Here is a 13,403-nt window from a genome sequence, read left to right on the forward strand (position 1 = left end):
CTGCTGAATGTTAATAGTTGTTGTTGGAGTTCTGGTCCGCATCGGGATAAAACTGCCACAGATCATCATACCAGGAACTGCCACTGGTTCCGGTAGTGATGTACCCCGCCCCGTCTACTGAAAAACCGATGGCTCCCTGCCGGGCTGCACCTTCAAAGGACGTTTTCTGGGTCCACAGATCGCTATCGATATTATATTCCCACACGGTACCGATTACCCCGCTTCTTTCCCCGCAGCACAAATAGGCTTTATTGCTCAAAACAAACACGGCAGCATTGCTCCGCATAATATTGGATCCATAATCATCATCATAAGAATTGTCGTCATCAGAAGAATTAATATTTCTTAACCGCGTCCAGGCATCTGCAGACGGATCATAAGAATAAAAATCGGTCAGATAGCTGCCATTATTCACCCCCGTTACCAGGTAGGCTTTATTGTTATAAACAAAGGCTACCGCATCGGTCCTTTTAGAGCCTGCCAGGCTGGCCTTTTGCTGCCATTTGTTGGTTGCAGGGTCATACTCCCATAAATCCTTTAAATAGTTTCCATCGTATCCTGTTGCTATATATCCTTTATTACCGATTGAAAAACCAACGGCCCCATAACGTGCTGTTCCGCCGAAAGCAGCCAGGTCCGCCACTTTTGCCCAGGAATCTGAGGAAGGATTGTAAGACCAGAAATCGCTTAGTTTATCAGTGCCATTAAAACCCGTGCCCACATAGCCTATTCCATTTATTGTAAAGGCAACGGCTGAATTTCTTGCATCGCCCGGAAATGTGGCTACCCGCTTCCAGGTACCGGTGGATTTTTGAAATGCCCAAAAATCATTCAGCCGGTCTGTGCCGTTATAGCCCAATCCTACATAAACCAGATCCCCAATTGTAAAACTTACGGCATCTGTACGGCCTACCCCTTCATACTCAAAAGACACAGCCCAATCGCCGGTAAGCGTTGTGGAAGATGTATCTTTAGAGCAACCGCTTATTAACACTATTGCAACTACCGCAGCTATAAGTAACCTTGTTTTGGGAGATCGTAGTCTTTTAAGAATCATCATATCTGTAGTCCTATTTACCAGCAAAATGGCAGCATTTTTTCGTAAATAAAAAGTTAATAAGACCGGGCAGGACAAAAACATTACCCAGTGGGACAAAAGCAGATCTTAGCAGGACAGGAGTGCCGGCAACACTTCCCGCATCAATAGGTGTTTCCTGCATACAAAAGCCGGGGCACTGTTGGTACCCCGGCTTTTTCCGATCTATTAAAGGGTAGTTATCTTACGCCTATTTTTACAGAAGTCATTGTTAACGATCCTGCCACAGCCTTATCATTAAAAAGCTTTATTTCATCCCTGTTATCTTTTAACGCTAATGCATACAGCAATGGCATATAATGCTCCGGAGAAGGAATGGAAAGCAGGAAGGCCGCGCCCTGCTTATCATAACGGATCAATGATTGGTGATCACCATTAAGAATAAATTGATTCATTTTTTCTTTTGCTTCCCGTGCCCAGTCATATGCATAATCATCCGCATTCAATTTATCCCATGCCACCTGCCGCAGGTTATGCACCATATTCCCGCTGCCAATGATCAGCACCCCTTTTTCCCGTAATTTTTTTAATTCCCCAGCCAGCTTATAGTGCGCTTGTGGTGTTTTATAATAATCCAGGCTCATTTCAATTACAGGTATGTTTGCTTTTGGGTACAGGTGTTTGATCACGCTCCAGGCGCCATGATCCAGCCCCCATTGAGTGGTTAGTTCCAGTTCTGCTCCTTTAACCAGCGCTTTTGTTGCTGCCGCCAGTCCGGGATCCCGGGAGCCGGATACTGTACCTCAAACAGCTCTTTGGGAAAACCGCCAAAATCATGAATGGTAGGTGGCTTTTCCATCGCCGTTAAAAAAGTACTTTTTGTTTCCCAGTGTGCGCTTATGCAAAGAATGGCACCGGGCTTTGGAATTTCTTTTTCAATAGTACGGAAGCCCTGTACAAATTCATTTTCTTCAATAGCATTCATGGGGCTTCCATGTCCTAAGAACAGCCCTGGCATTTTGGGTGTATTGCCTAATGAAACGGCTATTTTATTCAGACCTTTAGTTCCATTATTGTTTCCTTAACATGAATTGTATTTCATAAAAAAGCTCCTGGAGTATTCGCTACATGTATACCTTGCACTCGCTTACAGCTTTTCTTCCAGAGTACTTCCGGAGTATTAAAATTTATCCGCTTTCAGTGTGTTACTTACCCTTCCCCATAATACACCCGTTTTACCCGCTGGGAAATGCCCGTCATAATTTCATAAGGAATAGTACCGATCCATTCTGCCAGTTGCTGTACCGGAACGGCTTCTCCAAATACAATTACATCATCGCCCTCCTTCACCTCAGGGATATGGGTAATATCAATCATAGTCATATCCATACATACAGTACCTATTACCGGTGCCAGCTGCCCGTTTACCCAAACCTTTCCTACCCCGTTTCCCAGGCGGCGGCTATAGCCATCTGCATAGCCAATACGGATCGTAGCAATAACGGAGTCTTCTTTTGCAATGCCCCGCCGGTTGTAGCTTACCGTTTCCCCATTCCTTATTCTTTTGATCTGGGAAATGGTTGTTTTTAATGTGGCAACGGTTTGCAGCGGTATTTTATCATTGCCGGCTATTCCATATAAACCAATCCCCAGCCGCACCATATCCAGCTGTAATTCAGGAAAGCGCATAATAGCCGAAGTATTGGCAATATGTCTGATAAAAGTATAGCTCAGGCCCGCTTCAAGTATATCCGTTGCTTTTTTCAGCAACTCAAACTGGTGCAGCGTAAAGGCATCTTCCACCTTGTCTTCGCTGGCGGCTAAATGCGAAAAGCAGGACTGTACTTTTATAAATTCATTACCGGTTAACCGGTCCGCCAGCACGGAAATATCCGCAACAGCAAAGCCGGAACGGTTCATCCCGGTTTCTACTTCAATATGAACCGGATAGTTCTTTAATCCGGCGCTTTTTATATGTTGCTCAAAAGCGTTCAGCAACTCAAAGCTGAAAATATCCGGCTCCAGGTTATAATCCGTGATCGCATCAAAAGCGCTTTCCTCCACATTCAGCACCATAATGGGAATGGTAATACCTGCTTTCCGCAGCTCCACACCTTCATCCGCATAAGCAACACCCAGGTAATCTGCCTTGTGGAACTGGACCACGCTGGCTATTTCAGCTGCACCACTTCCATAAGCAAATGCTTTTACCATTGCCATCAGCTTTACACCAGGTTTTAATAACTGTTGAAAAGCTTTCAGGTTATGAGCAACCGCATCCAGGTTTATTTCCAGCACTGTTTCATGTACTTTCTGCTCCAGCAGCGTAACAATGCGTTCAAAACCGAACCTGCGTGCGCCTTTTACCAGAATGTATTCGTCCCGGTATTGCGTGCTGTGATACTGCTGCAGGTATTTTTTTGTGCTTAAAAAAAAGGAGGCTTCCATGGTTTCTTCTTCTGTAAGCAATAACGGAAATAACAGCTGCATTTTTTCCCCGATGCCGATCAGCCGGTTAATATCATACCGTTTCAGCAATTGATATATAGATTGGTATAACTGCCGGTCATTGGCATCATTTTCAAAAAAATCAGAAAGAATGACCGTTTTCTTTTTTCCTTTTGACTGCTGCTGCAGAAACTGCAATGCCACTTCCAGCGAGGTCAGATCAGCACTGTAGCTGTCATTAATGATCACGCAGTTATTGATCCCCTGTTTAAACTCCATCCGCATGTTTACCGGCTGCAGGGCCTTCATTCCCGAAGCAATAACAGAAGGCGCAAATTTCAGGTACAATAATACCGTGGCGCAGATAATGGCGTTTTCAACAGAAGCATTGTCTGAGAAAGGAATTTCTATATTAAAATCGCTGCCTTCTTTTTCTTTTAACCGGATCACAGCATACGCGCCTGTGGTGTGTACCGCAAGAACCTGTACATTATTGTGCGCTGCCTTTCCCCAGGAAAAAAGGGGCCTGTTCAGCTGCCGGGCACCCCAGGTAATCAATTCACTGTCGCCATTGGCAATGACCACCTTTGCTGTTTTAAACAGTTGTAGTTTTTCAGAAAGCTTTTGCGCATCGTTTACAAAGCCTTCACTGTGCGCCAGCCCTATATTGGTAAGCACGCCAATGGTAGGGTCAATGATTTCCTGTAATTGTTCCATTTCCCCGGGTTTGCTGATGCCGGCCTCAAAAACGGCCAGATCATTTTCCGGGCTCATTTGCCATATGCTTAAGGGAACTCCTAATTGTGAATTATAGCTTTTAGGACTGCGCACAATATTTTTATACGGCTGTAACAATTGATACAGCCATTCTTTTACCACTGTTTTCCCGTTACTGCCGGTAATACCAATAACATCAACAGCAAACCGGTGCCGGTGGGCAGCGGCTATTTTCTGCAGGGATTGTAACGGATCTGCTACCTTAAAAAAGACGGAACCGGGGTAAAGCGTTTCGTCAATATCCCGGGAAATAACAAAAAAGCGCACTCCTTTTTTATACAACTCGGGTACAAAAACATGCCCGTTACGCTGCGGACCCTGCAAGGCAAAAAACAAAGAAGTGGAAGGGCTGGTTAGTTTACGGCTGTCTGTAAGAAGAGTATTTACAAAACCTTTATTGACATCAGGAATGTTCTGAAGACCTAAAATGGCTGCTATTTGCTGAATAGAATATCCGGGATTAACCACAACACAAATTTAAACCAAATTGATTATTGTATGGAGTACTGGTGGTCACATAAATCAGCCACGAATCCACAAATCAATTGAATCAGTAAAAATCATATCAAAATAATATACGAACAGGTGCCTGAGGCGTATGGTCTGAATAAACTTGTTGAAACTTTCAGAATGAATAACAAACAGGCCGCTCCTATGGAGCCCTGTTTCAAGGGCTGCTGTTTTTTTACCAGTATTTTGGTAAAAGCACTTTTACAATGACCTTAATCTGCTTCCGGCGGAGCGATTTAAAAAAGTTTCAGCAACTCTAATTATCAGAACCGGGACCTTCGTTTTATTTTTATACGAAAGAGATTTTTATTTTCAGGCCTGAATAGCTTATATGCCTGCCAGGCCAATTCCGGCTTACCGGAGGATCTATAATATCGGTTTACAGAGGTGCAATGAGTATTATTCGTGCATTTTTGGCCAATTACTGTTTTACCGCCACCCGGCAGCGGGCTTCAGCCTTCTTAACCATTATCCGGAATTTCTTTCTTTTTCTTATAGATAGAAAAAAGGATACTTCCGGTAATGCATAAAACGATCACTCCCAATGATAAAACTACCTGCTGTTCTTTGGGCAGCCATTGGTTCAACCAATGCTCCCCCAGCATTTTTGCGCCTATAAATACCAGCACAATTGCGATGCCCTGCTGCAGGTAATCGAATTTATTTACGGCGCCCCTTAACAGGAAGAACAGGGAGCGCAGCCCTAAAACGGCAAAAATATTAGAGGTGTAAATGATCATCGGGTGCCTGGAAATACCCATTACTGCCGGTATGGAATCCAATGCAAATACCAGGTCAATGCCCGCCAGCATCAGCACCACCACAAACAGCAGAGTATATCTTTTCTTTCCGTTTTCATGAACGGCAAATTTACCGTTGCCATCATGCGGCACCAGGGGAATCACTTTTTTGATCCATTTATAAATAGCATAATCATGGGGATCTTTTTCTTTTCCATCCTCTTTGGAAGCAAACATCTTAATGCCCGTATAAAGCAGGAAGGCGCCAAAAATATAGAGTACCCAGTTAAAACGCTGTACCAGCGCAACGCCCAGCGTAATAAAAATAATGCGCAAAACAATAGCCATTAAAATACCAATGAGCAAAACACGGCCGTAGTGTTTTTGTTTTACGTCAAAGGCTGAAAATATAAGGATAAAAACAAATATATTATCAATGCTGAGGCTCCATTCCATAAGGTAGGCACTGATATATTCAAAAGCGAAGGTTTTGCCATCTTCCCACCATACAAATACAAAAAAACACAGCGACAGGATGACCCAGAAAACGGTTTGCAGCAGCGCCTGCCGGATCGTTACCACCTTATTTCGTTTGCTCAGTAATCCCAGATCAAAGATCAGCGCAAATACGATCACTACCCCAAAAACAAGGTACGTGATTTGTTCATGTGTCATTTATTGAGTTTTTGTGCGTGGATTTTTGTTTAAACGGCAAAGCTTTCCCCGCAGGCACAGGTTCTGGATGCATTGGGGTTATTAAAATAAAAACCTTTACCGCTTAACCCTTCAGAAAACTCAAGGGTAGTGTCCAGCAGGTAAAGCAGGCTTTTCATATCGGTAACTACTTTAACGCCATTATCTTCAAACACCTGGTCCATAGGTTTTTGCTCTTTGTCAAAATCCAGCCGGTAGCTAAGGCCGGAGCAACCTCCGCTTACAACGCTTACCCGCAAAAAATAACCGGCCTCATCCGCTGCCTCTTTTTCAGCAAGAATCTCTTTAATACGTTTTTTTGCACTTTCACTTACGTAAATATTACCGGGGATTGTATTTTTTGCAATTTCAGTCATTTTTTTCTTTTATCAGAACTAATAAAAACAGCATAGCCACCGGAAAGGTTCAGTTTTTACTGTTTTCTGTCAAGGCAAAGATAGCTCAGAACCGGCAACGATGCAAGAACGGTAATCGTCTTACGCTGTCATACGCCCGGACAAAGCCTCGGAAAAAACTGATACCTATAAAGTTATGTAAACAGGGATCAGCAGGTGCTGCTGCCGGCCAAGGCAAAATAGCTGTTTATTAAAACTTCTATTCCGCAGATGTGTTGTATTTTTACACTTATTTTAAAAATCATGGATTTACAGGATCTTTATAAAAAAGCAGCGGCGTTTGAGTTTTTAAGTGCGGAAGAGGGCGTCTTTTTGTATCATAACGCGCCCCTTGCAGAGCTGATGTTCATTGCAGATGAACTGCGTAAAAAGCAGGTTCCCCATGGTAAAGTAACCTGGCAGATCGACCGTAATGTAAACACGACCAATGTTTGCATTGCCAATTGCAAGTTTTGTAATTTTTTCCGCATACCCGGCCATCCGGAGGCATATATAACAGATATGCCTACCTACCGCCGGAAAATTGAGGAAACCATTAAATATGGCGGAGACCAGTTGCTGTTGCAGGGGGGGCACCATCCAGATCTGGGCCTTCAGTTTTATGTAGATACTTTCCGGCAGATCAAGGCCGAATTTCCTGATATCCGTTTACACGCTTTAGGGCCTCCTGAAGTAGCCCATATTACCAAGCTGGAAAAAAGTACTCACAAGGAGGTGTTGCAGGCATTAAAAGCTGCCGGTATGGACTCTTTGCCGGGCGCAGGCGCGGAAATACTGGTAGACCGTGTGCGCCGCCTTATCAGTAAAGGAAAATGCGGGGCACAGGAATGGCTGGATATTATGCATGAGGCCCATAAGCTGGATATTACCACTTCCGCAACCATGATGTTCGGCCACGTGGAAACCATTGAAGAGCGCTTTGAGCACCTGATTAAAATAAGGGAAGTACAAAGCCGCAAGCCTGAAGGAACAAACGGGTTCCTGGCATTTATTGCCTGGACCTTCCAGGATGTAGACACGCTGCTGACAAGAATACGCGGGGTACATAACCTGACAACAACCGAAGAATATATTAAAATGGTGGCCCTAAGCAGGATTATGCTGCCCAATATTAAAAACATCCAGGCATCATGGCTTACCGTAGGGAAGGCTACGGCGCAGGTATGCTTACAGGCAGGCGCTAATGATTTCGGAAGCATAATGATTGAGGAAAACGTGGTAAGCGCCGCAGGAGCCCCGCACCGGTTCACCTACAAATCCATACAGGAAGCCATTCGTGAAGCCGGCTTTGAGCCACAGCTTCGCACACAGAAATACGAATGGCGAAAGATACCTGAGACCATTGTTGAGCAGGTAGTGGATTATTAAGCAGCGGCTCATAGCAGATAGGTCATCGTTCATGGCAGCCAGACCATAATGTATGGCTCCTGGCATAACTACAAAATGTACGTGAAACCATGATGTATTTTTAAAGATGATTCCTATATTCCGTTCTCCGCTATGAACTATAAGCCATGAACTATGAGCCTCAATTTATCTCATTCATGGAACACAAAACCTGATCTACTATGAACAAAAGCTCAAAAAAGTTAATTATCATCGGCGGCGGATTTGCCGGACTAAACCTGGTAATGGCCTTAAAGAATAAACCCGGCATTGAAGTAACGCTGGTTGATAAAAATAATTATAATTTCTTTCCCCCGCTGTTATACCAGGTGGCCACCGGCTTCCTGGAGCCCTCCAGCATCAGCTATCCGTTCCGCCGTTTCCTCAGGGGAAAGCACAATGTGCATTTCAGGATGGCAGAGCTTTTGAAAATTGTGCCCCAGGAAAACAAGGTCATTCTTTCCAACGGAGAATTGTTTTACGATTACCTGGTGCTGGCAACCGGGGCAGAAAGTAATTTTTTTGGAATGGAGAATGTAGAGCGGGAGGCGCTCCCCATGAAAACCTTAAGCGATGCGCTCTATATGCGCAATACCCTGCTGAACCGCCTGGAAGAAGCTACCCGTATCAGTGATATTGACCGGATAAAAAAACTGGCCACTATAGTGGTTGCGGGAGGCGGCCCTACCGGCGTGGAGCTTTCCGGTATGTTTGCAGAAATGCGCACCAAGATCGTTCAAAAAGACTACCCGGAGCTGGCCGGCCGCCAGGTAGGCAAAATTTACCTGGTAGATGGTGGAAATGCGGTTCTGGGGCCGATGTCGGAAAAATCGCAAAAGTATTCAAAAGAATCCCTTGAAAAACTGGGCGTGATCATAAAACTGGGTGTAACCGTAAAAGACTTTAAAGACGATACTGTTTTTCTTTCTGACGGTACCGTTATACCTACTACTACGCTCATCTGGGCTGCCGGTGTAACCGCCAGAGCTTTTGAGGGTATCCCGGCGGAAGCCTACGGGCGCGGAAAACGAATAACAGTGGATGCATTCAATAAGATCAACGGCTACTCCAATATTTATGCACTGGGAGACACCTGTTTTCAAACAACCGACCCGCCATTTCCCAACGGGCATCCCCAACTGGCGCAGGTAGCCATCCAACAGGCAAAGAATCTGGGCAGGAACCTGGTGCGCCCCGTTGAATCCTGGACGCCCTTCCGGTATAATGATAAAGGAACCATGGCCATTATCGGGCGCAATAAGGCCGTTGCGGATCTTCAGAAACCCAAGCTGCATTTTAACGGGTTTATTGCCTGGATGATCTGGTTATTTATACATGTAATGTCCCTGTTAAATTTCCGCAATCGTTTAAGAACATTATACAACTGGGTAGGTGCTTATTTTACAATGGACCAGTATTTCCGCATGATCATAAAAGCAGAAGACCGCAAGCCGTCAAAAAACGGGTAAGCCATCATCATACCCCATAGATTTGGTATCTTTGGAAAAATCCATTTCCTTGGTTGCTGCTACTATTACAGACGTTGTGTCCCTGCTGGACCAGATCATTGCCAACTGCATCCTAAAAGCTTCCCGCACCGGTTATTTTGCGGCGCTTTACCGTAAAATGACGATAGGCGTGCAGGAAGGCATCGGCAACGGGGTCTTTGATGACGGTTCCCGCATGGAAACACTGGATGTGGTTTTTGCCAATCGTTACCTGGCGGCTTATAACCAATTTACAAACGGGGAAATGCCCTGCAAATGCTGGAAAACCGCATTTGAAGCGGCCGTTTCCGATGATCTCATCGTTTTACAGCACCTGCTGCTGGGAATGAACGCGCATATTAACTTAGACCTGGCTATTGCCGCGGCGCAGATCAGCACGCCTGAAACCATCGGATCGCTTTATAATGATTACCTGAAAATCAATACCATTATTGCCGGTTTTTTTAAATCGGTTCAATCCGATCTTTCAAAGATCGCATTCCCCATGCGTTTTATTGAGCTGGTAGATCCCGAACAGACCAATGCCGTACTAAATTTCAGCATTTCGAAAGCCCGGGAGGCTGCCTGGGCCAATGCTTTGCTGTTTTGCGAAGCTGGAAACGCAAATGAAACACCCCTCATCAACACCTGTGACAACGTGGTAGACAGCGTGGCGCAAAAAATTCTGCAACCAGGCGCAGCAGCGTCTGTACTGACCAACCTGGTGCTTCGCACGGAACAAAAGGACGTGGCCCAAAACATTGCTTTTCTTAACCAGGATTAACATCAGGAGCGGCAATAAGGGATGAGTTCAGTAAAAATAACAGGCATTGTTGCTGCCGGCAACAAGAACTTTCGTATTTTAAACCATGATCGAAAACAGCCTTTTGCTTATCCTGGCAATGTTATTTGTAATTACAATGCTCACAATGCTGAGCAGCAAATTACGCATACCTTATCCCATTTTTCTGGTCATTGCCGGGCTGGCCATCAGCCTTTTGCCGGGAATGCCCCGTATAAGAATCAACCCGGAGCTGATCTTCCTGATCTTTTTGCCCCCGATCCTCTTTTCCGCCGCATGGCAAATACCCTGGGCTGATTTCTGGGGAATGCGATCATCCGTTGCCACATTAGGATTTGGCCTGGTATTTTTTACAGCATTACTCATTGCTTATTTATCCCATGTCCTCATTCCGGGGTTTGATCTTGCCCTTGGATTTGTGTTGGGGGGCATCATTTCCCCGCCGGATGCGGTAGCTGCCACATCTGTACTTAACAAACTAAAAGTGCCTAAAAGCGTTGTACACCTGCTGGAGGGGGAAAGCCTTGTAAATGACGCATCCAGCCTTATTGTTTTCCATTTTGCACTGGCTGCGGTGCTTACACATACTTTCAGTTTCTGGGATGCAACCCGGTCTTTTTTCCTGGTATCCTGCATGGGCATTGTCATCGGGCTGGCTATTGCTTTTATCGTTTCCATTATTCATAAATATTTTCCGACCACGCCGGTCATAGATGCGGCGCTTACGCTGGTAGCCCCTTATGTAATGTACCTGGCAGCGGAAAATCTGCATTTTTCAGGGGTGCTTGCAGTGGTTGTCGGCGGGCTCTTTCTGAGCTACCATGCGCATGACACGTTAACCTATGCATCCCGGCTGAATCTTGCCGGTATCTGGAACACCATCGGATTTCTCCTGAACGGGTTCATTTTCGTTCTTATAGGGTTACAGATGCCCTATATTATCAGCAATTTTACACATAATACGGTAAAAGAAGCCCTGTATTATGGGCTGATCATCAGCGCCGCTGTAATAGTGATCCGTATTGTATGGGTTTATACTATTACTTATTTAAGAGAAAAGCTTACCCCAAAAAATACATCGCACTATTATATACCCACTGCCAAAGAAAAATTTTTGATCGCCTGGTGTGGCATGAGAGGCGTGGTATCATTAGCAGCTGCCTTATCCATCCCTTTTTATTTAACGGGCAAAACAGAATTTCCTTACCGGAACCTGATCCTGTTTATAACATTTGTGGTCATCCTTATTACGCTGGTGGTTCAGGGATTAACCATTACACCTATTATCCGGTTGCTGAAAATTGAGGACAGCAACAGTGCCATAAGAAGAAAGGAAGAGGAGCAGCTAAAGCTGCAGTTGGCACAGGCCTGCTTACAATACATTGATTCCAATTACGCCCATGAGCTCAAAGAGAATGAACCGTTCAGGATCCTGCGCAATCGCTACAGCCGCATGATTGAGGTGGCTCAAAGCAAACTGCACGGTCAAACAGACGGCGCAGGTGCTACAGCTGAGGATAAAAAGCAGGAGCGCTTCCAGTACCTCCTGCTGGAGCTGGTAGATATACGGCGCGGGGAGCTGGTATCCTACAGGATCAATGGCGACTTTGATGAAGAGCTGATCAAGGAAAAGGAGTATGAGCTGGACCTGGAAGAAGCAAGGCTCAGAAGCAATACGCTTTAGCTTTCAAAGGAATTCATCATAATTTTTGTAAAGCCATTCTGATGAAATAGAATAGCTTTGCACCATGGCGATAAGAATTTTTATTACAGGAGGTACATTTGACAAAGAGTATAATATGCTGAACGGTGAACTGTATTTTAAGGATACGCACCTGCATGAACTGCTTGAAAAAGGGCGCAACACCGTACCTGTTGAGATCCGGACACTGATGATGGTTGATAGTCTTGAAATGACAGAGGAAGACAGGGAACTGATCGCTTACCAGTGTGAGCAAAGTGAGGAAGACCAGATCGTGATCACACATGGTACAGATACCATGTCTGTAACTGCACAACTGATTGCACAACGCGTAAAAAATAAAACCATAGTGCTTACAGGTGCCATGATCCCCATTAAATTTGGCAGCTCTGACGGGCTGTTTAACCTGGGCAGCGCCATTGCTTTTGTACAATCCCTGCCCCACGGCGTTTACGTAGCCATGAACGGGCGCTACTTTCCCGCCAATCATGTTCGCAAGAACCGGGAAACCGGGATATTTGAAGCGGTATAAAATCAAAAAAAATGATCAGAGTTTTTTCAACCCTGGCAGGGTTGCTGTTAATGGCCGTAGTATACGCTCAGCCATCCCGGGTAGAATATGTGGTACTGATCGGATGTGGCGGGTTTGGGGCTTATGCTTTACCAAATGCCGGCATGCCCCGTTTAAAAACTCTGATGCAGGAAGGAGCCTGGTCCTTAAAAGCACGTTCAGTGCTGCCTTCTTCCAGTGCTGTTAACTGGGCTTCCCTGTTAATGGGTGCCGGGCCTACAGTACACGGATATACTGGAACAGTGCCATTCCCGAAATACCTTCCGCAGATACCAGCCGGTATGGGTTATTCCCCTCTGTTTTCAGCATTTTAAAAGAGCAAAAGCCGGATGCTTTATCCGCGCTTGTTTATAGCTGGCCGGGTATTGGCCCGCTTGTGGAAAAAGCGGTTACCACTATCCGGGTGGCAGGCAATGATAATGACGATTTTTGTGCGGATACTGCTGCCACTGTTATCCGGTCCAAAAAACCGGTGCTTACCTTCATTCATCTTGATCAGCCCGATGGCGTAGGGCATGCCATTGGTCATCGCACACCGGAATATTATGCAGAGCTGAAACGGGTAGATACGCGCATCGGCAAAATTGCAGACGCTGTAAAAGACGCCGGTATAGCAGCGGAAACAATCATTATTGTAACAGCAGATCATGGGGGCAAAGGCAAGGGGCATGGAGGCAAATCGCTTGATGAAGTGCAGATACCCTGAATCATTTACGGGCCCGGGGTCAAAAAGGGATATCAGTTAACGAATACCATTATCACTTATGATACGGCGGCAACAATAGCGTGGCTGTTAAAACTGAAAGCACCTCAAAGCTGGAGGGGCCGGCCCGTT

The 13,403-nt window shown here is 45.3% G+C and carries 13 protein-coding genes; 7 read left to right on the top strand and 6 right to left on the bottom strand.

The features are described from left to right. Nucleotides 1-10: 10 nt before the first annotated feature. The 6 genes from A8C56_RS19940 to A8C56_RS19960 form a co-directional block, all read right to left on the bottom strand. The gene (locus A8C56_RS19940) at nt 11-1,060 is read right to left on the bottom strand and encodes a Kelch repeat-containing protein (RefSeq protein WP_169818804.1); all 1,050 of its coding nucleotides are present in this window, start codon (nt 1,058-1,060) and stop codon (nt 11-13) included. 215 nt (nt 1,061-1,275) lie between these two features. Further along, nucleotides 1,276-1,809 carry a dioxygenase family protein gene (locus A8C56_RS25155; protein ID WP_317041117.1) on the bottom strand — a complete coding sequence of 178 codons (534 nt, stop codon included), beginning with the start codon at nt 1,807-1,809 and terminating at the stop codon, nt 1,276-1,278. Then, the gene (locus A8C56_RS25160; RefSeq protein ID WP_245645604.1) at nt 1,761-2,054 is read right to left on the bottom strand and encodes a dioxygenase family protein; all 294 of its coding nucleotides are present in this window, start codon (nt 2,052-2,054) and stop codon (nt 1,761-1,763) included. Before A8C56_RS25160 ends, A8C56_RS25155 begins: the two co-directional genes overlap by 49 nt. Before the next feature lie 191 nt (nt 2,055-2,245). Beyond that, nucleotides 2,246-4,729, bottom strand: a complete 2,484-nt coding sequence (locus tag A8C56_RS19950) for a bifunctional UDP-N-acetylmuramoyl-tripeptide:D-alanyl-D-alanine ligase/alanine racemase (protein WP_067760007.1) — start codon at nt 4,727-4,729, stop codon at nt 2,246-2,248. Between the two features lie 503 nt (nt 4,730-5,232). After that, nucleotides 5,233-6,186 (bottom strand): TerC/Alx family metal homeostasis membrane protein, encoded by a 954-nt coding sequence (locus A8C56_RS19955; RefSeq protein WP_067760010.1) that lies wholly within the window; start codon nt 6,184-6,186, stop codon nt 5,233-5,235. A gap of 29 nt (nt 6,187-6,215) precedes the next feature. Next, nucleotides 6,216-6,581: a HesB/IscA family protein gene (locus tag A8C56_RS19960; RefSeq protein WP_067760013.1), complete on the bottom strand. Its 366-nt coding sequence runs from the start codon at nt 6,579-6,581 to the stop codon at nt 6,216-6,218. Between the two features lie 282 nt (nt 6,582-6,863). On the opposite strand from A8C56_RS19960, the gene mqnC reads away from it, so the two are divergent. The 7 genes from mqnC (at nt 6,864) to A8C56_RS25170 (ending at nt 13,274) form a co-directional block, all read left to right on the top strand. Beyond that, a complete protein-coding gene (gene mqnC / locus A8C56_RS19965; protein ID WP_067760016.1) occupies nt 6,864-7,988 on the top strand; it encodes a cyclic dehypoxanthinyl futalosine synthase in 1,125 nt (374 codons plus the stop codon). A 200-nt stretch (nt 7,989-8,188) separates the two neighbouring features. Then, nucleotides 8,189-9,475: an NAD(P)/FAD-dependent oxidoreductase gene (locus A8C56_RS19970; protein ID WP_067760019.1), complete on the top strand. Its 1,287-nt coding sequence runs from the start codon at nt 8,189-8,191 to the stop codon at nt 9,473-9,475. Nucleotides 9,476-9,506: 31 nt separating this feature from the next. Beyond that, the gene (locus tag A8C56_RS19975; RefSeq protein WP_084490302.1) at nt 9,507-10,277 is read left to right on the top strand and encodes a DUF5995 family protein; all 771 of its coding nucleotides are present in this window, start codon (nt 9,507-9,509) and stop codon (nt 10,275-10,277) included. Nucleotides 10,278-10,362: 85 nt separating this feature from the next. Beyond that, on the top strand, nt 10,363-11,979 hold the full coding sequence (locus A8C56_RS19980) for a Na+/H+ antiporter (RefSeq protein ID WP_067760025.1): 1,617 nt from the start codon (nt 10,363-10,365) through the stop codon (nt 11,977-11,979). A 64-nt stretch (nt 11,980-12,043) separates the two neighbouring features. Next, nucleotides 12,044-12,529, top strand: coding sequence for an asparaginase domain-containing protein (locus A8C56_RS19985; RefSeq protein WP_067760032.1), 486 nt, complete (start codon nt 12,044-12,046; stop codon nt 12,527-12,529). A gap of 11 nt (nt 12,530-12,540) precedes the next feature. Next, complete coding sequence (locus tag A8C56_RS25165; RefSeq protein ID WP_245645606.1) at nt 12,541-12,882, top strand: alkaline phosphatase family protein; 342 nt, start codon at nt 12,541-12,543, stop codon at nt 12,880-12,882. 62 nt (nt 12,883-12,944) lie between these two features. Next, a complete protein-coding gene (locus A8C56_RS25170) occupies nt 12,945-13,274 on the top strand; it encodes an alkaline phosphatase (protein ID WP_245645608.1) in 330 nt (109 codons plus the stop codon). The last annotated feature ends 129 nt before the right edge of the window (nt 13,275-13,403 follow it).

This window comes from Niabella ginsenosidivorans (assembly GCF_001654455.1).
In the GTDB taxonomy this organism is placed as follows: domain Bacteria; phylum Bacteroidota; class Bacteroidia; order Chitinophagales; family Chitinophagaceae; genus Niabella; species Niabella ginsenosidivorans.